We start from the raw sequence: 22,653 nt of genomic DNA on the forward strand, positions 1-22,653 counted from the left end.
GAGCGGTCTGCGGAGGCTTTTATAACAAGCTTGAATTCAAAGTTCAAGCTGAGTTCGAAAACCAAAGAAATAAAACTGGATACAGCTCAAAGCCAGTTGCGCCAAGGGCTTGGAGCAACCGACTCTCCACAGACCTAGGCTACCACAGGTCTGCGCTTTGTTAAGCCCCTTTTTTCATTTTTTTTAGCGTGATAGCGCATTTTCTTGCGTTATGCCAAGTTTTTAACCACTTCGAAGCCTTCAACCGGTCTTTCTAGCGCCAGTTTTAACACTTCGTCGACCCAACGCACGGGACGAATTTCCAAATCGGCAATCACATTGGCAGGAATTTCTTCCAGATCACGCTCGTTTTCTTTTGGAATAAGTACCAATTTAATGCCACCACGGTGTGCCGCGAGCAGTTTTTCTTTTAAACCGCCGATCGGTAACACTTCTCCGCGTAAGGTAATTTCACCCGTCATCGCTACATCAGCGCGCACAGGGTTACCCGTTAAGCTAGACACTAACGCAGTACACATTGCCGCGCCCGCAGATGGACCATCTTTTGGCGTAGCCCCTTCTGGCACGTGAACATGGATATCACGCTTCTCATAAAAGTCGCCATTGATACCTAATTGTTCCGCACGGGCACGCACGACGGTCATCGCCGCTTGAATCGACTCTTGCATCACATCGCCAAGTGAACCTGTGTAGGTCAACTTGCCTTTGCCTGGCACTGAGGTCGCTTCAATGGTGAGCAGATCGCCACCCACTTCGGTCCACGCCAAACCTGTGACTTGACCGATTTGGTTGTTCGACTCCGCCTTACCGTAGTCAAAACGCTGCACACCGAGGAAAGACTTGAGATTGTCCGCGGTCACTGTGACTGACTTGATGGATTTATCCAGCAGGATCATTTTCACGACTTTGCGGCAAATCTTCGACAATTCACGCTCTAGTGCACGCACACCAGCTTCACGGGTGTAGTAGCGGATGATACCGACTATTGCACTGTCTTCGATATGAATTTCGTTCGCTTTAAGGCCGTTACGCTCGATTTGCTTGGTCAGTAAATGCTGCTTAGCGATATTGAGCTTCTCATCTTCGGTGTAACCCGACAGGCGAATGACTTCCATACGGTCCAGCAATGGACCAGGAATATTCATCGAGTTCGAGGTCGCCACGAACATCACATCGGATAAGTCGTAATCGACTTCGAGGTAATGGTCGTTAAAGGTCGCGTTTTGTTCAGGATCAAGCACCTCTAACAGTGCTGACGCTGGGTCACCGCGCATATCCGAGCTCATTTTGTCGATTTCATCGAGCAAGAATAAGGGGTTTTTCACGCCCACTTTCGCCATCTTTTGAATGACTTTACCCGGCATTGAGCCAATGTAAGTACGGCGATGACCACGGATTTCCGCTTCATCACGCACGCCGCCTAAGGCAACACGCACATACTTACGACCGGTTGCTTTCGCAATCGATTGACCTAATGAGGTTTTACCTACCCCTGGTGGGCCGACTAAGCACAGGATAGGCCCCTTAAGTTGACGCACACGGCTCTGTACTGCCAGGTATTCCAGAATACGGTCTTTGACCTTTTCCAGGCCATAGTGATCGGTATCTAGCACTTCTTGGGCTTTGGCTAAATCACGTTTGATTTTAGAGCGTTGGCTCCAAGGCACTGAGGTCATCCAATCCACGTAGCTGCGAACCACGGTCGCTTCGGCAGACATAGGTGACATCATGCGTAATTTGTTTAGCTCGGCGACGGCCTTCTCTTTGGCATCGCTAGGCATGTTGGCTTCTTCAATCTTACGATTTAAGACTTCAAACTCGTCGTGGCCTTCGTCTAAGTCACCCAATTCTTTTTGGATGGCTTTCATCTGTTCGTTCAGATAATACTCACGCTGGCTCTTTTCCATCTGTTTTTTAACGCGGGTACGGATGCGTTTCTCGACCTGTAACAGGTCAATTTCCGACTCCATCATCGCCATTAAATATTCCAGACGCTCACCTACGTTAGTCATTTCCAGCACAGACTGCTTGTCTTCAAGCTTGAGTGGCATGTGGGCCGCCATGGTATCGGCAAGGCGCGCCGCTTCATCGATGCCCGAGAGTGAGGTCAAGACTTCAGGTGGTATCTTCTTGTTGAGCTTGATATAGCCTTCAAATTGGCCAATCGCGCTACGAACCAAGACTTCCTCTTCTTTGTCTTCCAAAGGCTCAGACTCAAGATACTCCGCCTTAGCCACAAAGAAATCCGCTTCTTGGGTATAACGTTTAATACGAGCGCGGCGACCGCCTTCGACCAGCACTTTTACCGTACCATCAGGCAGTTTAAGCAGTTGCAGAATAGACGCCACGGTACCGACTTCAAAGATATCGTCTTTGGTCGGCTCGTCTAACTCAGCGTCACGCTGAGCTACTAAAATAATTTGCTTATCCTGGGCCATTGCCGTTTCGAGACAACGAATCGATTTTTCTCGGCCAACGAACAACGGAATTACCATATGGGGATAGACCACCACATCTCTCAGTGGTAGCACGGGGAGTTCGATATGCGCTTCACGCTCTAAGGTCATAGTTCGATTCCGTTTAGATGAAAGGGATTAGTTAAGGAGTATATTGGGGCGCTTTACAGGGTTTCAATGGGCAAAATAAAAAAAGGAGCCCGATGGACTCCTTGATTTTCAGATTATTAGCAATCAGTACAATTATTGCTCGCCAGAGGCCGCTTGCGCTTCGTTGCGCTCGTAAATCAGGATAGGTGCAGACTCACCATTCACTACAGATTCATCGACAACCGCCTTCACCACGCCCTCAATTGAAGGAATATCGTACATAGTATCGAGTAAGATACCTTCAACGATTGAACGTAGACCACGGGCACCTGTTTTACGGGACATGGCTTTATGTGCAATCGCTTTGAGTGCATCTTCGCGGAACTCTAACTCAACCCCTTCCATCTCAAACAACGCGTTGTACTGTTTTGTCAGCGCGTTTTTAGGCTCAGACAGGATTTGCACTAAGGCTTCTTCATCCAGCTCGGTCAGCGTCGCAACAACGGGCAGACGGCCGATAAACTCAGGGATCAAGCCATATTTGACTAAATCTTCGGGCTCGACTTGAGATAAGGTTTGCGAAATCGTTGCCTTATCTTTCTCGCCCTTAACCTGCGCACCGAAACCGATACCAGAACCTACGTGAGCACGCTGTTCAATCACTTTTTCAAGGCCAGCAAATGCACCACCACAGATAAACAGGATCTTAGAGGTATCTACCTGCAAGAACTCTTGTTGTGGATGCTTGCGGCCACCTTGAGGCGGAACCGCGGCAACCGTACCTTCGATAAGCTTCAGCAGCGCTTGCTGCACGCCTTCACCCGATACGTCACGGGTAATCGATGGGTTATCCGATTTACGGCTGATCTTGTCGATTTCATCGATATAGACGATACCGCGCTGTGCCTTTTCAACATCGTAATCGCACTTTTGCAGCAGCTTTTGGATGATGTTTTCAACGTCTTCACCCACATAACCCGCTTCGGTTAAGGTGGTGGCATCTGCCATAGTAAATGGGACATTCAATGAGCGCGCAAGCGTTTCGGCCAGCAACGTCTTACCACTGCCCGTTGGACCAATCAGCAGAATATTACTCTTACCTAATTCCACGCCATCTTTAGGAGAAGAATTTCTCAGGCGCTTATAGTGATTGTACACAGCCACAGACAGTACTTTTTTAGCTCTGTCCTGACCAATCACATAATCGTCTAAATGCGCACGCAACTCATGTGGCGTTGGCAATTTATCATTATCACGCTTAGGGGAGATTTCTTTAATCTCTTCACGAATGATGTCGTTGCATAATTCAACACATTCGTCGCATACGTATACTGATGGGCCTGCAATCAGTTTTCTGACTTCATGCTGGCTCTTACCGCAAAAAGAGCAGTACAGCAATTTACCGCTGTCACCATTATTTTTGTTGTCGCCCATTAATTACCTCATTTGCAGTCTGCTCTACTGCTTGTCTTAAACTTGCTAACCCTTTACTGGGCTTTGCTTAATAGAGCATAGCCCAGTCAAAAGTAAAAATCAGCCGCGTTTAGTCATCACTGCGTCAACTAAACCATATTCAACTGCTTGAGTCGCACTCATGAAATTGTCGCGATCGGTATCACGTTCAATCACTTCGAGTGGCTGGCCAGTGTGCTCTGACAACATCAGGTTCAGTTTATGCTTGATGCCTAAGATCTCTTGGGCATGAATAGCAATATCAGAAGCCTGACCTTGGAATCCACCCAGTGGTTGGTGGATCATCACGCGTGAGTTAGGTAAACAGAAACGCTTGCCCTTTTCACCACCCGCTAATAAAAACGCGCCCATGCTGGCCGCTTGACCAATACACACAGTGCTGACGTTCGGCTTAATAAATTGCATGGTATCGTAAATCGCCATACCCGCAGTGACTGAGCCACCGGGTGAGTTGATATATAAGAAGATATCTTTATCTGGGCTTTCTGACTCGAGGAATAGCAACTGCGCCACAATCAGATTCGCCATATGTTCTTCAACTTGACCCACTAAAAAGATAATCCGCTCTTTTAACAGACGAGAATAAATATCGAATGAGCGTTCACCCTTAGCCGTCTGTTCGATCACCATAGGCACTAAAGCACTTTGTATGTCTGACGCATTATGCATTATTCGTTTCCCTAAATAAAAATGGCTCGCATGAGGAGCCTCATACGAGCCATTATAAATGGCGAACTGCCAATCAAGTCAAGCTTAGCTTATGCGCGACCTGTAGCCTTGTTCATAAATTCTTCAAAAGCGACTTCTTTTTCGGTCACTTTGGCAGATTTCAGCAATGCTTCAACAGCTTGCTCTTCAAGCGCAACGTTGCGCATGTTTTGCATCAGCTCTTTGTTGCTGTTGTAATACGCAACAACTTCACTTGGATCTTCGTATGCAGAAGCCATAGAAGCGATTAACGCTTGTACACGCTCATCTTCCGCTTTCAGCTCGTTAGTCTTGATTACTTCGCCTAATAACAGACCGATTTTCACGCGACGAGCCGCTTGCTCAGTGAATAATTCCGCTGGCAGTTCTGGCATGTTAGCCGTTTGACCGCCGAAACGTTGCATCGCTTGTTGACGCAGTACGTTAACTTCGCCATCGATCAGTGCTTTTGGCAGTTCGATGTCGTTGTTAGTTAATAAACCAGTGATCACTTGCTCTTTCACGTTTGCTTTTAACGCTTGCTCAAGTTCACGGTTCATGTTCTTACGGATTTCAGTTTTCAGCGCTTCTAAGCCGCCTTCGCTGATACCGAATAATGCAGCAAACTCATCGTTTACTTCTGGTAAGTTAGCCGCTAACACTTCAGTTAAAGTGATAGCAAACTTAGCCGCTTTACCTTTTAAGTTTTCAGCGTGATATTCTTCAGGGAAAGTCACGTCGATAACGAATTCTTCACCGGCTTTGTGACCTAAGATACCCGCTTCGAAACCAGGGATCATACGGCCGCTGCCTAATTGCAGTTCGAAATCATCAGCTTTACCGCCTTCGAATTCAACACCGTCAACTGAACCAACAAAGTTCATTTTCACTTTGTCGCCATCAGCCGCTTCACGCTCAACAGCGGCGAAAGTCGCGTGTTGCTTACGTAAAGTTTCGATCATGCTGTCTACGTCAGCATCGGTTACAGACGCTTTTGGTTGTTCTACTTCGATTGCATCTAAACCTTTCAGCTCAACTTCTGGGTAGATTTCGAAAGTCGCTACGAATTCGAATTTTTCACCGTCAGTCGCACCAGGTACGAAAGTGGGTGCGCCAGCTGGGTTTAATTTCTCAGCGATGATCGCTTCGATAAAGTTACGTTGCATCACTTCACCAGTGATGTCTTGACGAATAGCGGCGCCATAACGTTTGTTGATTACAGTAACAGGCACTTTGCCAGGACGGAAACCTGGGATACGAGCACGCTTAGCTTCACGTTGTAAACTGTCTTTAACCAGTTTTTCAATTTGTTCAGCAGGAACAGAAATGGTCAGGCGACGCTCTAGGCCTTGGGTTGCTTCAACAGAAACTTGCATTGTTTTACCTCGAAATTTGTCTAACGTCCTTTGTAATAGTCGAGTCATCAACTATTCAGGTATTCGTTTCTTGATCATTAAATTTGACTACAATGCCCACCACTATTGGCTTTCGGCACAGGTCGCTGTTAGTTGATATCTATCAAGACGCGACATTATAGCCACCGTTTTGTGCAGAGTCGAGCCTCTACGGCCGAATCTAGGGTATAAAAAAAGCGACCAGAGGTCGCTTTTTTTATTTTGTACTCAAAGTACTTAAAAATGGGGTGACTGATGGGGCTCGAACCCACGACAACCGGAATCACAATCCGGGACTCTACCAACTGAGCTACAATCACCACTGAAACTGGCACGCCCGGCAGGATTCGAACCTGCGACCATCCGCTTAGAAGGCGGATGCTCTATCCAACTGAGCTACGGGCGCATGGTTTACAGACTCTGCTGTATCCTAACCTACGTGGGATAACTGACTTAGGTTATCCGCTATTACCCGCTCAAATTAACTAAATAATAATGAGCCAATAATATTAAAGTGGTCGGTGATAGAGGATTCGAACCTCTGACCCTCTGGTCCCAAACCAGATGCGCTACCGGACTGCGCTAATCACCGAGAATCTTTGTTTTCATAGCAAATGAGCACATCTGCTTGAGAACGGAGCGCATCTTAGCCCCTCACTTTGCACCCGTCAACGATTTTTTTAAGCATTCAAACTAGATGCTGAATTATCAGGCGAATACGCCTGTTTTTATCCATTTCGCTGCGGCTTTCACCATGACACACCCGCAACGCCCTGTTAAAATAGCCGCGATTGCCACTCTCTGTGTTAACGACAGTTTTCACCATCGCCCATATAAAGGATATCCTACACCCATGACAGCCCAAATAATCGACGGCAAGGCGATTGCTCAATCCATCCGCACACAACTTCGCGAAAAAGTAACCGCCCGCAAAGAGGCAGGACAACGCGTACCAGGTTTAGCCGTCATTCTCGTGGGAGCCGACCCCGCTTCTCAGGTTTATGTTGGTAGTAAACGTAAAGCCTGTGAAGAAGTGGGATTTATTTCTCGCTCCTACGATCTCGATACCAGTTATACCGAAGAAGCATTATTAGCCCTTATCGACGAACTCAATGATGATCCGACGATCGACGGTATCTTAGTACAGCTTCCTCTGCCTGCGCATATCGAAGACTCTAAAGTGATCGAGCGTATTCGCCCCGATAAAGATGTCGACGGTTTCCACCCCTATAACGTTGGCCGTTTAGCCCAGCGCATTCCCGTATTACGTTCATGCACCCCAATGGGGATCATGACCTTAATCAAATCAACGGGTGTCGATACCTATGGACTAGATGCCGTTGTAGTGGGCGCATCAAATATTGTCGGTCGCCCAATGACACTGGAGCTATTGCTGGCGGGCTGCACCACAACCACATGCCATCGTTTTACAAAAAATCTCGAACAAAAAATCCGTCAGGCAGATTTAGTCGTGGTAGCCGTGGGTAAACCGGGCTTTATCCCAGGTGAATGGATTAAACCCGGCGCGATTGTTATCGATGTAGGCATCAACCGCTTAGAAAACGGCACCTTAGTGGGCGATGTGCAATATGAGGTTGCTGCGCAAAACGCCAGCTTTATCACCCCAGTACCCGGTGGTGTTGGCCCTATGACGATTGCCAGCTTACTTGAAAATACCCTGTATGCTGCAGAGCAATATCACGACTAATCAGCTTCGCCATCGCGTAGATAATGGCTTAAATGATGGCGTAAATCGCAGCATTTAAACCTGCTATTTAGCCATCTAAGCTCCAGTAGCCTGTAACGAATAACGTAAACTTAATCAAACGCGTGAAACCAATAAAAAACCTGCCATTGGCAGGTTTTTTATTATCGATGCAAATCTCACTTAGGCGATGAGGTTATTTCTTACGCCAACCTATTTCTTACGCCAAGTGGTACCGCTTGGACCATCTTCTAAGACTACACCAAGCTCATTTAACCGATTGCGCGCAACATCAGCCGCTGGCCAATCTTTCTCGGCGCGGGCACGATTACGCTCAACGATAAGCGCTTCAATCTCTGCCACTTCATCATCGCTCCCCTCGCCTTTAAAGAAGGCATCGGGCGTTTGGTGCAATAATCCCAATACATCGGCCAGTTGCTTCATGGCTACAGCCATAGCTGACGCCTGCGCCATATCGGTGGTTTTCAAACGGTTGATCTCACGTACCATATCAAACAGCACTGAATAAGCTTCTGGCGTATTAAAGTCATCGTCCATGGCCGCTTTAAACTTAGCGACAAACTCTTCCGCAGGTGCTGCTGTAACAGTCAGGTCAACATCTTTAATCGCAGTGTATAAACGCTCTAGGGCGGCACGTGCCTGCTTGAGGTTTTCTTCTGAGTAGTTGATTTGGCTACGATAGTGACCCGATAGCAGGAAGTAACGCACGGTTTCAGCGTCGTAATGGCCTAATACATCACGAATGGTGAAGAAGTTACCTAAAGACTTTGACATCTTCTCGCGGTCAACCATCACCATGCCAGTGTGCATCCAGTAATTCACGTATGGCGTATCATGGGCGCAGCAAGACTGAGCAATTTCGTTCTCATGGTGAGGGAATTGTAAATCTGAGCCGCCACCGTGAATATCGAAATGCAGACCTAAGTGCTTGCTGTTCATTGCCGAACATTCGATATGCCAGCCAGGACGACCCGGTCCCCATGGCGATTCCCATGTTGGCTCGCCCGGTTTAGACATTTTCCACAGCACGAAATCCATTGGATTTTGCTTGTTATCGTCAACCTCAACCCGTGCACCCGCCTGCAATTGCTCCAGATTCTGACCTGATAGGCGTCCGTACTCAGGGAAAGAGGCCACACTGAACAGCACATCGCCATCGGCTGCCACATAGGCATGACCGCGGGCCAGTAAACGCTCAACCATATCGATAATTTCGGCAATGTGCAGAGTGGCACGTGGCTCGAAATCGGGACGGATCATATTCAGCGCATCGAAATCCTTGTGCATTTCACCAATCAAGCGATCGGTTAATGTATTGCAATCTTCTTGATTTTCGTTGGCGCGTTTGATGATTTTGTCATCAATGTCGGTGATGTTACGTTGAAAATTCACCTCATAACCCGCGTAACGCAGGTAGCGAACGATCATATCGAAGGAAACAAAAGTACGCCCATGGCCAATATGACACAAATCGTATACGGTCACTCCGCATACATACATCCCAACTTTTCCGGGAGTAATTGGCTTAAATTCCTGTTTTTGGCGGGTAATACTGTTGTAAATCTTCAACATCGGCATTCTCTTCAATGATAGATTCGAGTGTAAAATCAAGGGGTCAGTCTACCACGCTGACAAGGGTTTTGAATACTGCACTTTGCGTGCAATCCGAGATAAGTTAGAATCGCGCCACTATTTACTGAGAGTATGAAAACATGATCACATTACACACTAATTTTGGCGACATTAAACTGCAACTGAACGCCGAAAAAGCACCGCTGACCGTGGCAAACTTTATGAAATATGTTGACGAAGGTTTCTTCGACGGCACCATTTTCCACCGTGTAATTGACGGCTTTATGATCCAAGGTGGTGGCTTCACCACTGAAATGAGCCAAAAACGTTGCCATGAGCCAGTGCAAAACGAAGCCAACAACGGTTTATCAAACCGTACTGGTACTATCGCGATGGCGCGTACTTCTGATCCACACTCTGCGACGGCTCAGTTCTTCATCAACGTAAACGATAACACCTTCCTCGATTTCAAATCTGAAAGCATGCAAGGCTGGGGTTATTGTGTATTTGGTGAAGTGGTTGAAGGCATGGACATCGTTGAAAAAATCAAAGCTGTCAGCACTGGTAACCGTGGCATGCACCAAGATGTGCCATTAGAAGCGGTTGTGATTGAAAAAGTCAGTGCGGCCTAATTCCCTAGGATGCGGACCTTATTTATTGGCGATCTGCACTTAAGTGCCGATCGCCTCGATATCACCCAAGCCTTTAATCGTTTCCTCGATACAGAACTTGATGATGCCGATGCCCTCTATATTTTGGGGGATTTATTTGAGGTATGGGTCGGCGACGATTTAGCTGCGCCCTTTGCCCTCGAATTAGCGCGCAAGCTCAAGCAAGTTTCCCAAAGATTGCCCATCTACTTTATTCACGGTAATCGTGACTTTATGTTAGGCAAACAATTTGCCGATGCTGCGGGCATGCAAATGTTACCCGAAGTCACTTGTTTAGATCTCTATGGTGTAAATACGGTTATCTTGCACGGCGATAGCCTGTGTACCTTAGATAAAGCCTACCAACGCTTTCGCAAATTACGCAGTTTTGCCTTCGCCCGTTGGCTGTATAGCTGTTTGCCGAAGAGGAAACGTCAAGCCATTGCCAATAAGATCCGCAGCAATAGTCAGAGCAGCAATCAACAAAAAAGCTATGTCATCATGGATGTGGAACCGAGTGCGGTGGATGCGTTATTTGCCCAGACCCACTGCAAGCAGATGATCCACGGTCATACCCACAGACCCGCCATCCACGACTTAACTCATGGCTGTAAACGTATTGTGGTCGGTGATTGGTACGAGCAAGGCAGTGTGTTAGTGGTCAGCACAGATGGCGTGGAGTTAAAAAGCCTGCCCTTCGACGCCAGCTAAGAACCCATAGCGTCTTCACCATTAACGCATCGAAGCGCTTAGGCCTCATACCTGTATATGGTTGAGGCCGCTATGTGTATTTTCACTAGGCAACTAAGGGTTGACCACTGTGGAAATGAAACTCGTCATCGGGCGCCATAATCAATTCGGCTTCCCTCTCGCCAAAATAAGCGACCCGCTCGGTAATATCTTCCGTTGAAACCAGCTGCGCCAGCTTAAGATAATCCTCAAAATGACGCGCCTCAGAGCGCAGCAAGGACACATAAAACTTACTTAACTCTGCATCCAAGTAAGGCGCTAATTTAGCAAAGCGTTCACAGGAGCGCGCCTCAATATACGCGCCCACAATCAATTTATCCCGCAGAATATCCTTCTCATGGGTGGTCACGTGGCTCATCATGCCCTTTGCGTAACGTCCCGCGCGAATATTGCGATACGAAATGTGCCGTGCGTGCATCAGCTCCAGCACTTGCTCAAAATGATGGAATTCTTCTTTTATCAGACGGATCAGTGGCGGAATAAGATCCTGAGCAAAGGCAAAATGCTGATTCGGCTGTAGATTGGCAACCAGCTCGTTCTTTTTAACGTCGCGAGCCAAAAACTGCTCGATATCACGATCCTTGTGATAAACAAATTCTTCATAGGGTTTTGCCCACGCCAATAGCGATTGCCCGCTGTCTTTATCTAATGCGTATCGCCTCAATAAGAACATCGCAGTCTGCGCCGCTTTTAGCTCACAATTACAATGGTCAATTAAGAGTTCATCTAACGAGGCAGAGGCTCGAGCCATATCAATCCAAGCTTGCGGCGTCTCACAACGAAGAAACGCATGAACAGGTGCCAATAATTGCAGCATGGGATCACTCAAAATCATTAAAAAAATATCGTCATATTTTACGCGTAATTATCGACAAGCTATAGCTTTACACCGCAGTAAACTTGACGAGATGAACTTTTTGTTCAATAAATAATCTACACCTTAAGAACTGAGATCCTGATCACACCGCGTCTCAATTCGGAGTGTACACAGTCGGGCGTTGAGGGATAGGAGAGCGTTTAACCCTGATTGTAGAGCTGTTGTCAGCTCGTCTGACGTTTGGCGAGCCATCATCAATGCTGAACAAGGATAATTATAATGATACTGAATCACTTAATGGGGTTATACACTCATCCAAAACAAGAGTGGCACGCGATTGAGAAGAATCACGAGGCTCTCAAAAGTAGTTTAAGTCACGTTATTCTCATCGCACTCATTCCGGCGGTTTGTAGCTTTATCGCCACCGCATATATTGGTTGGAATCCGGGTTCGGGCGATCCGATTTATCTCACACCACAAAGCGCCATGTTTATGTCTGTGGGAATGTACTTTGGCCTGATTGTGGGCGTCTTTGCCCTCGCCTATTTAGCCTATTGGATGGCCAAAACCTTCGATGCCCAGCCGACTTTCACCCAAGCATTAGAACTCGCGTCCTACACTGCAACACCGCTGTTTATGGTCGGTCTGGCGGCGCTCTACCCGGTACTCTGGTTTATTATGATTGTTGGGTTGATTGGCTTAGCCTACTCGGTTTATCTGCTGTACGCAGGTGTGCCTATCATTATGAATATCCCTGAAGAGAAAGGCTTTATTTACGCTAGCTCTATGGTCACTGCGGGTTTAGTGCTCTTGGTCGGTCTAATGGCCACCAGCGTAATCCTCTGGAGCATTGGCTTTGGTCCTATGTACCAATAAGGTATCAGTAGACGTTTAATCAACAAGCAAGAGATGGCTTAAAAGTAGCGATAACAGCTGATAAAAATTGTGAAATCTAAAAGATGTAAAAAGCAAAGGCCCTTAGGTTTTATATCACTAAGGGCCTTTTTATTCGTTAATGCAGTTTGTTGCTAGCAGCGACAGCAATGAATCATAGAGTGACAACCATTACTCGCGACTAACGACTTGCTATTCAAACGAGTCACGCAGTGCAACTGTTAGGTTAAAGACTAAATGCTCGGCTGACGAGTCTTTATTGTCAGCACAGAAATAACCTTCACGTTCAAACTGGTATGCTTTTTCCGCTGGCGCATTCGCAAGGCTTGCCTCAACTAAACCATTCACCACTTCAAGTGAGTTAGGGTTAAGTACTTCATCCACTGTCTCTGCTGCTGCAGGATTTGGATCCGTGAACAAGCGTTGGTATAAACGGAATTCAGCAGGTTTAGCTGTAGTGGCTTCAACCCAATGGATTACGCCTTTTACCTTGCGACCATCGGCAGGGTTTTTACCCAAGGTATCCGCATCGTAGCTACAGTAAACGGTGGTGATATTGCCTTCGCTGTCTTTGTCACAACGCTCAGCCTTAATCACATAAGCGTTACGCAGGCGCACTTCTTTGCCCATTACTAAACGCTTGTACTGCTTATTGGCTTCTTCTCTGAAGTCCGCCACATCGATATACAGTTCGCGACCAAAGGCAAGTTCACGAGTGCCCATGCTTTCATCGCTTGGATGAGAAGCCGCTTGAATCGTCTCGATTTGACCTTCTGGGTAGTTCTCAATCACGACTTTTAATGGGCGCAGTACGGCCATCGCACGTGGCGCATACTCGTTGAGCTCTTCACGGATGCAAGCATCAAGCATTGCCGCTTCAATCATGTTTTCTTGCTTAGTGATACCAATACGTTGGCAAAACTCGCGGATAGACGCTGGGGTATAACCACGACGACGCAAGCCAGCAATTGTTGGCATACGTGGGTCATCCCATCCAGAGACTAACTTACGCGTCACTAAGTCATTTAATTTACGCTTAGACATCAACGTATATTCAAGATTTAAGCGAGAAAATTCGTACTGACGAGTACGGTTCGGCGCTTGGAAATCATCTAAATTGTCGAGAACCCAATCGTAAAGACGACGGTTGTCTTGGAACTCAAGCGTACATAACGAGTGAGTAATGTGCTCCAGCGCATCGGAAATACAGTGAGTGAAGTCGTACATTGGATAAATGCACCACTTGTCACCTGTTTGATGATGGTGAGCAAAACGAATACGATAAATCACCGGATCGCGCATACACATGAAAGGCGATGCCATGTCGATTTTGGCACGCAGCGCACACTCACCTTCTTTGAATTCACCCTTACGCATTTTTTCGAACAATTGCAGGTTTTCTTCAACGGAAGTGTCACGGTACGGGCTGTTTTTACCTGGCTCTTTTAAGGTGCCGCGGTATTCACGGGTTTCATCGGCATTGAGGAAACACACATAGGCTAAGCCTTTGTTGATCAACTCAACCGCGTATTGGTGTAATTGGTCGAAATAGTTAGAGGAATAACGGACTTCACCATCCCACTGGAATCCCAACCAACGCACATCCGCCTGAATAGAATTCACATAGTCGATGTCTTCTTTTTCAGGATTGGTATCATCAAAACGTAAATTACAAAGACCTTGGTAATCGCGCGCAATGCCGAAGTTCAAACAGATAGACTTAGCATGACCAATATGCAGATAACCATTTGGCTCGGGAGGAAAACGCGTCTGCACACTGGTGTGCTTACCGCTTTTCAGATCCTCATCAATGATATTACGGATAAAGTTACTCGGACGTACTTCAGTGTCCACATGACTCATGGAATTCCTCTTTGCGAACAATGGCAATTTTAACAAAACCCGCATGATCCTACAGATCTCGGCCAGTTACAATGCCCAGTATAAAAAACTATGGTTTATGGCATGGATAGTAAAACAATAAAAGCAGCCATGAAAGCTGCTTTTATCTTTGTCATTACTAAGCTGACATTTATTACTCAGCGGTTACTCGGTAATGATCCTAACGCCAGGAATGATCTGTTGGGTTCTACGGCCCTTACGTTTGAGCCACAGGTAGAACACCACGAGCGCCACGAGGAAGAAACCAATCCACAGACTCGATTGCAGTGGATGCGAACTAAAGGTCGCCGCTTGGTAAGCAATGGTTGCACTGCCGTAGGCCAGTGAGAATGTCCAAGTGGCAGCAAAGGTTGCCCAGCGAGTACCAAACTCATTCACTAAGGCGCCCATCGCGGCGACACAGGGTGTATAGAGTAAGATAAACAGCAGATAAGCAAACGCCGCGACCGTAGTAGTAAAGCCTGACTGCAAGGCACTAAAGGTTGATGTTGCGACACCTTGCGCCTCTGCGGCAACATCGGTACTCGATACATCACCTACAGATAACTTAAGCGGATCTTCCAAATCCAAACCGAATAAGTTAGCAGGAATCGTCGCCAACGCTTCGCTGAAACTGTCAGCCAATGGTGTTAATTCGCCATCGTCATGAGCGGCATTGGTATATAAGCTGTTGAGTGTACCGACTACCGCTTCTTTAGCGAAAATACCCGTGATAATACCCACAGTCGCAGGCCAGTTATCTTGTTCAATCCCCATTGGAGCAAAGATAGGAGTCACCTTTTGGCTCGCCACACTTAAGAGTGACGCTTGGCTATCTTCATGGCCAAAAGTGCCATCAACCCCAATCGCATTGATAAAGTTGAGCAGTGTCACTACAAGTACGATGGTTTTACCCGCACCTAAGATAAAGCTCTTAGTCCGCTTACCAGTACGCACCATCACGGCTTTAAATTTAGGTAATTCATAGCTTGGCAGCTCCATCACCACCGCACTGCTAGTACCGGGTAATAAGGTGCTGCGCAGTAATAACCCAGTACCAATCGCCGCAAAAATCCCAATCACATACAGTAAAAACACCAGGTTTTGGCCAGAATCAGGGAAGAAGGCCGCGGCAAATAGCGCATACACAGGTAGACGTGCACCGCAGGACATAAAGGGCGCCATCATACCTGTCACGATACGCTCACGCTCACTGCCTAAGGTACGAGTTGCCATAATGGCTGGCACCGAACAACCAAAGCCCACAATCATAGGTACGAAGGCTTTACCCGGTAGGCCAATACGGCGCATTAAGCCATCCACCACGAAGGCCGCGCGGGCCATATAGCCTGAGCTTTCAAGAATGGATAAACCGAGGAATAGCGCTGCGATAACCGGAATAAAGGTTGAAACGGTTTGAATACCTTGACCGACACCACCCGCAAGAATCGTCACAAGCCATGCCGGCGCGCCCATGTTGCCAAGGAATGCACCAAAATGGTCTACCAGCAATGCCCCGACAAGCACATCGAAGAAATCGATAAACGCACTGCCAATGTTGATGCTGAACATAAACATCAGATACATGACAAATAAGAACACCGGAATGCCAAGTACGGGATGTAAGACTAATTTATCGAGTTTGTCACTTAAGGTTAGAAAGCCATCCGCTTTCACTGAACCTTGGAATACGCGCTCGACAAAGTTAAAACGTGTCGTGGCGACCAGTACTTCGATGTCATGCCCTTGCTGCGCAATTTGCTGGGTGCAAGTATTCACTTCATCCTGCAGTTCAGCATTTTTACAACTGCCACAACCAGAACCATTACCTAACATCGCCAAGGCGCGGCCACGGCTTAAGTTGGGATCTTTGCTGCAAAGGAGTTGCACGCCCGCTTCAATTTGCTCGTCGTAATCGAGTATTAAAGGTGCTTCGGATACGCGGCCTTGGAGTAAGTCCAATACCTGCGCTTGCACTTTGGCCACATCGGCAGGGTCGCGAGAACACACGCCAATCACAGGGCAACCTAACTCTTGGCTCATTTTCTTTAAATCGACTCGGATCCCACGCTTGATGGCCGCATCGATTTTATTCAATACCACCACCATAGGGATCGATAGCTCGCGAAGCTGTGCTGTCAAATAGAGGTGACGCTCGATATTGGTCGCATCGACTAAGTTGATGATGCCATCGACACGTTGTTCGGCGAGGTACTGCTGAGCAATCTGCTCATCGAGGGAACAATCACAACTGTTACCCGCAGGGAGTAAATCGTAAATGCCGGGTAAGTCAGTTAAGTAAACGTCGGCGCCATTAAGAGTAAAATGACCGGTTTTTTTCTCAACGGTCACACCGGACCAGTTACCTACTTGTTGATTCGCGCCAGTAAGCGCGTTAAAGAGTGTTGATTTTCCCGCGTTTGGGTTACCAACAGTGACGCAATGAAACTGCTTAGTCATTCGCCTTTTCCACCTCTATGATGTCTGCCAGATCTCTGCGCATACAAAGCTTACTGCCACGAATATCCAACTCTAAACCAGAGCCCATTGGCGCTCTGCGGATCAACGAAAATCGTGTATTTGGGGTGATACCCATTGATAATAATTTACGCTTCACTGTCTGCGGCAGATCTAATCGCCCGATTTCAGAAATAATGCCACGGTCACCGGGACTGAGTTCGCTTAACTTCATTACCTATTTCACCTTGTAACAGCTTCAGCTTGAAAAACTGCGCCCATTGTATCTGAGCGATGGCTCTAATAACTTTACCTAGATCAAGCTTTATGACTGGTAACGATAATAGTTTTCAATTGTGTTGAGTATTATGTGACAAAAATCTCAATGAATAAACGCCTGACCAAAAATAAAAATCCCCATAAAGGTACATCACGCTGTGCAAGTTAGAGTAAAAGTCAACGAGCTGTAAACGAGTGCCCCACAAACCAAAGTGAGAACAAGATCACACTTCGTTATTTATCACGAGCAAAATCATCCTTCTTTACTGTCAATGCCCACAAAAATGTTACGCGATTGTCTCAAACTTGTTCTAGTATTAATCAGCTAAATTAGCGATGTCGAAAGCTTGAAAAATAACAAATAAAACGCACTCGGGAATAGATGAACATGGATATTGGGTTAAAGTTCAAAAGCATAACTCAGGTTATGCTTGCTGTGATGTTATCGATACTCAGCCTTTCAACGTTAGCGACACCTTGGGATGACAAGCCCCCTGAGGAGGTCGTCGCGACTTTGGACAAAAAATTTGCCGAAGGTAAGTACTCGGCTAAAGGGGCTGACACTTGCCTGATGTGCCATAAGAAAAGTGCCACTGTAATGGCTATTTTTGATGGCGTACATGGTAATCCCAATATCAAAGATTCCCCCATGGCCGACTTACAGTGTGAGGCTTGCCACGGTCCACTCGGTAATCATAACAAGGGCGGCAAAGAGCCGATGATCACCTTCGGCCAGAATTCCCCGGTGCCCGCGCAAAAACAAAACAGTGTCTGCATGAGTTGCCATAACGACGATAAACGCATCGCGTGGAAAGGTAACCACCATGACAATGCCGATATCCCCTGCAGTAGCTGCCACCAAGTACACGTAGCAAAAGACCCTATCAGCGACAAAGCCAACGAAGTGGCGATTTGTACCCAATGCCATACCCAACAAAAAGCGGATATGCACAAACGTTCATCCCATCCACTGCAATGGCAACAAATGGTCTGTAGCGATTGCCACAATCCCCATGGCAGTTTAAATGATGCCAGTCTCAAACAAATGAGCGTCAACGAAAACTGTTACAGCTGCCACGCCGAAAAACGCGGTCCTAAATTGTGGGAACATGCGCCAGTCACCGACAATTGCGCGAACTGTCATAACCCCCACGGCAGCGTCAACGAATCCATGCTCATTAGCAAACCGCCACAGTTATGCCAGCAGTGCCACGCCTCCGATGGCCACAGCAGTAATGCTTACTTTGGTAATCAAACCAACGCCTTCACCTCGGGTAATTCCTGTATGAATTGCCATGGACAAGTGCATGGTTCAAACCATCCATCCGGCAAGTTGCTCCAGAGATAACAAGGGAATGATCATGCAAATAATGAACATATCGACTCCTAAAGCTTGTTTCTCACTCACATTACTGGCTTGGGCGATTAGTGGCGTCCTCAACACGGCCCATGCTGAAGGATATGAAATCCAAAAAGCGAATCGCAGTGGCATAAAAAGTGAGGCTTGGAGCTGTAAGCAATGCCAGACCAAGACGGGGCGCCAAGGCAACGTCAGCGCCACGCTCGCCTACAATGACGGCGAAGATAGCCGTTTTGGTAATCGCACTGGCACGGATAAGGATGGCTTGGTCGGTGCCGTGGGTGCCGATATGCAATACCAAGCTGAGAGTGGTTACCAAACTAGGCTTGAGGCCGATAAACTGGGATTTGACACGGGTTCTGCCAAGCTCACCACAGGCCAACCCGGGCACTATCAAATCCAATTGGGTTATAAAGGGCTCGCAAATTACCAATACAATCAGCTAAAGAGCCCTTATCTCACCGATAACGATAAGATGCTCTTGCCTGAAAATTGGGTAGAGGGAGCAACAACCCAATCCATGCCGTTACTGCAATCGAGTTTAATCGAGCAGGACTTAAGCATTACGCGGGATAGATTCAACCTCGGCGGTTACTATGCTGGCCATATCTCATCGAGCAGCCGCTACAAAACCTCGGTAAACTACCAGCATGAAAACCGCAGCGGCGCGAAAAAGACCAGCGCAAATATTCTCACTAACAGTGTGATGTTGGCGCAGCCAATCGATGACAGCACAGATGAAATCGATGCCAGAGTCTATTTTGGCGGCGCAGGCTGGCAAGCGGGCATTAACAGCCAGATAAGCCAATACAAGAATGACCATCAGGCGCTGCTATGGCAATCGGCCTATACTCCCACCTTTGGTGCGGCCTACTTTGGGCAAAATGCTGTTGACCCTGATAACAAGGCCTATCGGATCGCCGCCGAGGCCAGTGGTGGCCAAAATGGCCATAACATCCTCATGCATGCGGGTATCAGCAAAATGTCGCAGGATGAAGCTTTTCTTCCTGCTACCATTAATGGCCCCTCCCCTGTACTGCCAACCGATAATTTAGATGCCCAAGTGGACATCCTAGATATGGTGCTTAAGTATTCAGGCCGCATCACACAGGATTTGAGTGTTCAAGCCAGTTATAACTATCAAGACAGGGAAAACAAGACGGCTCAACTAGATTTCCCACAGGTCGTGACCGACAGTTTTCATCAAGGTGCAGAACAAAACCGCCTCTACGATAAACGCAGCAAACAATTCGACCTTAAAGGAAAATACCGCCTAACCCCGTCAGCCTATGCTGAAGCAGGATATAGTCGTGATGAAATTATCTATTCTGAACTAGACAGGCAATCCGTTGACGAATCGGGGCTGTTTGCCAAACTCAGCTACCGTTATTCACCTGCTTGGTCAGCTTGGTTAAAGGGAGAAGCATTAGACCGCAATGGCAGTGAATACGATCCAGTGACCAGCACCCAAAGTCCGAGCAACCCTTGGCTGCGTAAATCCTACCTCGCGGACAGAAAACGTCAAAAAGTCACCCTACACACAGATTATCAAAGTGATATCAGCTTATCTGTGGGAGCGAGTTTACACAGCATCGACGATGACTATGACCACACCTTGGTCGGGCTCACCCAAGTCTCTTACCTTGGCTATGACGTTTCAGCACAGTATTTGATTAGCGATAATTTGAGTATCAACGGCTATCTCAACCAAGACTGGCGCGATTCCGATCAGGCTGGAAGCAATCGTTTCTCAACCCCAGATTGGTACAGCACATCTGAAGAGAAATCGACCCTGATTGGCGCGGGTATCGCCTATCAAAACCTGTTGGATAATCGTTTAGATCTGGGCTTGGACTACAGCTACTCCGACGGCCAAAGCGACTCCGAAGTCACCTACGGTATCAACAGTCCCTACGGTGACTATTACAGCCGCAAGCACAATATTAACGCCTATGCCAAATATAAGCTGGCCGACAGTATGTCGTTACGCTTCGATTGGTTGTTCGAGAAATATCAAGATGCAAACTGGCAAAACCAAAACACCACTTGGGACACAGTCCCCAATGTGCTCAGTTTTGGCGACATCAGCCACGACTACAATGCTCATTACTTAGGTTTGACCTTAAGCTACCAAATGTAACTTAGGCACTGACAGCGTATTCCAAGGATAGAAATATGAACAAGTTTGCAAGATTTAGCACACAATTCAGTCTGTTACTGGCCTTAACCACCCTGCTTACCGCCTGTGGTGGCAGTGACGGTAACGATGGCTCACCCGGTGAGCCAGGTAAACCACCCGCGATGACGATTACTAGCCTAAACATCATGGTCGATAAAGTCGCCGTGACCGACGGCATCGCCCAAGTCGATTATCAGGTGAGAAACCAAGATGATGAAGCTGTGATTGGTATTCCCTCGGCCACCTTCATTGCGGCGCAATTACTGCCCCAGGGCGCGACAGGTGCAGGCAATAGCAGTGAGTGGCAACATTTTACCTCTGAAACGTGCGCCGCTTCTTGCCCTGGCACGTTTGTCGACCATAAAAACGGCCATTACAGTTATCGTTTTAGTGCCACATTTAACGGCATGAATGGTGTGAGCTTCCTTAACGATGCAACCCAACGAGTCGTCATCAAATTGGGCGGAGATGCACTAGCCGATGGCACGGCGCTCCCTATTACCAATCAACACTACGATTGGCAAACCTCGGGTAATACCCTAGCCTACACCCGTAACTTAGTCACCATTGAAACCTGTAATAGCTGCCACAGTAATTTGGCGTTCCATGGTGGACGCTACAACCAAGTTGAAACCTGCGTAACTTGCCATAACAGTAAAAAAGTCAGCAATCCTGCGGATATTTTCCCGCAAATGATCCACAGCAAACACTTAGCGGGTTTCCCTCAATCCATCAGTAATTGCCAGACTTGCCACGTTGATAATCCTGATTTAGCCGAAGCTCAAAACTGGCATAGAGTCCCCACCATGGAAGCCTGTGGAGCCTGCCATACCCAAATTAACTTCCCTGCGGGCCAAGGCCATCCTGCGCAAGCAGATAATAGCAATTGCGTTGCCTGCCATAATGCCGATTGGACCGCCAACGTACACGGTAATGAAGATCAAACAGCCGCGTTAGCCCAGTTTAGTCCTAGCATCAGTAGCGCAAGTATGGATACCAATGGCACAGTGACCGTTGCCGTAACGCTAAGCAATCCATCAACCGGCACTGTATACAGTGATAGCGCCGACAAGCTCAAATTTATCAGCGATCTAAGGGTCTATGCCAACTGGGGAACCAGTTTCGATTACAGTACCCGCTCCGCGCGTTCGATTCGTCTGCCTGAGTCCACGCCAGTCTCTGGCAGCAACGGCACTTACACTTATACCATTTCGGGTCTCACGGTTCCGGCGGGAACTGAGGCCGACCACGGCGGCTTAGCGATTCAAGGTCGAGTTTGCGCCAAAGATAAAGCATTAGTGGATTGCAGCACTGAACTTGCCGAGGTTCTGGTTATCAAGGCAAGCCACAGTTACTTTGATATGTCAGCCTTAACTGCCACTGGCAGACGCGAAGTCATTAGCAATGCCAACTGTGCTAACTGCCACGGCGATCAACAACTGAATATTCATGGCGCACGCAACGATTTAGCGGGCCAATGCCAACTTTGCCACAACCCGAATATGCAGGCCGACGCCACGGTGGCAAATCCCTCCATTACCTCCTTTGACTTTAAGCAGTTAATCCATGGGATCCATACCAGCCAATTTGCCGGTTTTGAGGACCTCAACTACCCAGGCAAAATCGGTAATTGTGCTCAATGCCATATCAAAGATGCGGCGGGAGTTTCAACGGTTGCCCTGCCCTTAAACGCGGCGGTTCAACCACTTGCGCTAAACAACGGCACCTTCACGAGTCCGATTGCCGCGGTGTGCAGTAACTGTCACTCAAGTGATACCACCCACAATCATATGATGCAGCAAGGTGCGGTATTTGCGGGAACAAAAGCCGACGCCACCGCAGGTACAGAAACCTGTGCTTTCTGCCACGGACAAGGTGCTGTCGCTGACGTATTGAAAGTCCACCCTATTAAATAACCCTATGATGCAGGCCGAAAGGCCTGCTACTGCAGATATAAAAGGAACTCATACTATGCAGTCATCTACCTC

Annotated in this window: 16 protein-coding genes and 3 tRNA genes; 7 read left to right on the plus strand and 12 right to left on the minus strand. The window is 47.5% G+C overall.

Features of this window, described 5'->3' with window-relative positions; all coding sequences use genetic code 11:
• Nucleotides 1–209: 209 nt before the first annotated feature.
• The 7 genes from lon to K0H59_RS13465 all read right to left on the minus strand — a co-directional run bounded on the left by lon (nucleotide 210) and on the right by K0H59_RS13465 (nucleotide 6,692).
• Nucleotides 210–2,567, minus strand: a complete 2,358-nt coding sequence (gene lon, locus K0H59_RS13435) for an endopeptidase La (protein WP_208659280.1) — start codon at nucleotides 2,565–2,567, stop codon at nucleotides 210–212.
• Between the two features lie 132 nt (nucleotides 2,568–2,699).
• A complete protein-coding gene (gene clpX / locus K0H59_RS13440; protein WP_011717549.1) occupies nucleotides 2,700–3,980 on the minus strand; it encodes an ATP-dependent protease ATP-binding subunit ClpX in 1,281 nt (426 codons plus the stop codon).
• 99 nt (nucleotides 3,981–4,079) lie between these two features.
• Nucleotides 4,080–4,688 (minus strand): ATP-dependent Clp endopeptidase proteolytic subunit ClpP, encoded by a 609-nt coding sequence (gene clpP, locus K0H59_RS13445; RefSeq protein WP_011717550.1) that lies wholly within the window; start codon nucleotides 4,686–4,688, stop codon nucleotides 4,080–4,082.
• An 89-nt stretch (nucleotides 4,689–4,777) separates the two neighbouring features.
• Nucleotides 4,778–6,082 (minus strand): trigger factor, encoded by a 1,305-nt coding sequence (gene tig / locus K0H59_RS13450; RefSeq protein WP_220053390.1) that lies wholly within the window; start codon nucleotides 6,080–6,082, stop codon nucleotides 4,778–4,780.
• 262 nt (nucleotides 6,083–6,344) lie between these two features.
• Nucleotides 6,345–6,420 (minus strand) — tRNA-His (locus K0H59_RS13455).
• A 9-nt stretch (nucleotides 6,421–6,429) separates the two neighbouring features.
• Nucleotides 6,430–6,506, minus strand: a tRNA-Arg gene (locus tag K0H59_RS13460).
• A 109-nt stretch (nucleotides 6,507–6,615) separates the two neighbouring features.
• A tRNA-Pro gene (locus K0H59_RS13465) sits at nucleotides 6,616–6,692 on the minus strand.
• Between the two features lie 261 nt (nucleotides 6,693–6,953).
• On the opposite strand from K0H59_RS13465, the gene folD reads away from it, so the two are divergent.
• Nucleotides 6,954–7,808, plus strand: a complete 855-nt coding sequence (gene folD / locus K0H59_RS13470) for a bifunctional methylenetetrahydrofolate dehydrogenase/methenyltetrahydrofolate cyclohydrolase FolD (RefSeq protein WP_011626601.1) — start codon at nucleotides 6,954–6,956, stop codon at nucleotides 7,806–7,808.
• A 210-nt stretch (nucleotides 7,809–8,018) separates the two neighbouring features.
• On the opposite strand, the gene cysS is transcribed toward folD, so the two are convergent.
• Nucleotides 8,019–9,398 carry a cysteine--tRNA ligase gene (cysS, locus tag K0H59_RS13475; RefSeq protein WP_039978331.1) on the minus strand — a complete coding sequence of 460 codons (1,380 nt, stop codon included), beginning with the start codon at nucleotides 9,396–9,398 and terminating at the stop codon, nucleotides 8,019–8,021.
• Nucleotides 9,399–9,538: 140 nt separating this feature from the next.
• Here cysS and K0H59_RS13480 point away from each other — a divergent pair, with 140 nt between their 5' ends.
• Together K0H59_RS13480 and K0H59_RS13485 are read left to right on the plus strand one after the other, a co-directional pair.
• Nucleotides 9,539–10,030 (plus strand): peptidylprolyl isomerase, encoded by a 492-nt coding sequence (locus tag K0H59_RS13480; protein ID WP_220053391.1) that lies wholly within the window; start codon nucleotides 9,539–9,541, stop codon nucleotides 10,028–10,030.
• Nucleotides 10,031–10,039: 9 nt separating this feature from the next.
• The gene (locus tag K0H59_RS13485; RefSeq protein ID WP_220053392.1) at nucleotides 10,040–10,759 is read left to right on the plus strand and encodes a UDP-2,3-diacylglucosamine diphosphatase; all 720 of its coding nucleotides are present in this window, start codon (nucleotides 10,040–10,042) and stop codon (nucleotides 10,757–10,759) included.
• Between the two features lie 85 nt (nucleotides 10,760–10,844).
• Here K0H59_RS13485 and miaE read toward each other — a convergent pair whose 3' ends face one another.
• Nucleotides 10,845–11,615 carry a tRNA isopentenyl-2-thiomethyl-A-37 hydroxylase MiaE gene (miaE, locus tag K0H59_RS13490; RefSeq protein WP_220053393.1) on the minus strand — a complete coding sequence of 257 codons (771 nt, stop codon included), beginning with the start codon at nucleotides 11,613–11,615 and terminating at the stop codon, nucleotides 10,845–10,847.
• A 279-nt stretch (nucleotides 11,616–11,894) separates the two neighbouring features.
• Here miaE and K0H59_RS13495 point away from each other — a divergent pair, with 279 nt between their 5' ends.
• A complete protein-coding gene (locus K0H59_RS13495; RefSeq protein WP_088210738.1) occupies nucleotides 11,895–12,491 on the plus strand; it encodes a Yip1 family protein in 597 nt (198 codons plus the stop codon).
• A gap of 210 nt (nucleotides 12,492–12,701) precedes the next feature.
• Here the strand turns inward: K0H59_RS13495 and glnS are convergent, their stop codons facing one another.
• From glnS to K0H59_RS13510, 3 genes are all read right to left on the minus strand, one after another.
• Nucleotides 12,702–14,372, minus strand: a complete 1,671-nt coding sequence (glnS, locus tag K0H59_RS13500) for a glutamine--tRNA ligase (RefSeq protein WP_220053394.1) — start codon at nucleotides 14,370–14,372, stop codon at nucleotides 12,702–12,704.
• 183 nt (nucleotides 14,373–14,555) lie between these two features.
• On the minus strand, nucleotides 14,556–16,850 hold the full coding sequence (gene feoB / locus K0H59_RS13505; protein WP_220053395.1) for a Fe(2+) transporter permease subunit FeoB: 2,295 nt from the start codon (nucleotides 16,848–16,850) through the stop codon (nucleotides 14,556–14,558).
• Complete coding sequence (locus K0H59_RS13510) at nucleotides 16,843–17,082, minus strand: FeoA family protein (RefSeq protein ID WP_011623257.1); 240 nt, start codon at nucleotides 17,080–17,082, stop codon at nucleotides 16,843–16,845. The genes feoB and K0H59_RS13510 overlap by 8 nt, the downstream gene beginning before the upstream one ends.
• A gap of 426 nt (nucleotides 17,083–17,508) precedes the next feature.
• Between K0H59_RS13510 and K0H59_RS13515 the strand changes: the two genes are divergently transcribed.
• Genes K0H59_RS13515 through K0H59_RS13525 form a run of 3 tightly spaced genes read left to right on the plus strand, consistent with a single transcriptional unit; the run spans nucleotide 17,509 to nucleotide 22,581 of the window.
• Complete coding sequence (locus K0H59_RS13515) at nucleotides 17,509–18,474, plus strand: DmsE family decaheme c-type cytochrome (RefSeq protein ID WP_220053396.1); 966 nt, start codon at nucleotides 17,509–17,511, stop codon at nucleotides 18,472–18,474.
• Between the two features lie 13 nt (nucleotides 18,475–18,487).
• Nucleotides 18,488–20,626: an MtrB/PioB family decaheme-associated outer membrane protein gene (locus K0H59_RS13520; protein ID WP_220053397.1), complete on the plus strand. Its 2,139-nt coding sequence runs from the start codon at nucleotides 18,488–18,490 to the stop codon at nucleotides 20,624–20,626.
• A gap of 35 nt (nucleotides 20,627–20,661) precedes the next feature.
• A complete protein-coding gene (locus tag K0H59_RS13525) occupies nucleotides 20,662–22,581 on the plus strand; it encodes an OmcA/MtrC family decaheme c-type cytochrome (protein WP_220053398.1) in 1,920 nt (639 codons plus the stop codon).
• Nucleotides 22,582–22,653: the final 72 nt, after the last annotated feature.

It is taken from the genome of Shewanella sp. FJAT-51649, from assembly GCF_019457435.1.
GTDB classification, from domain to species: Bacteria; Pseudomonadota; Gammaproteobacteria; order Enterobacterales; family Shewanellaceae; genus Shewanella; species Shewanella mangrovisoli.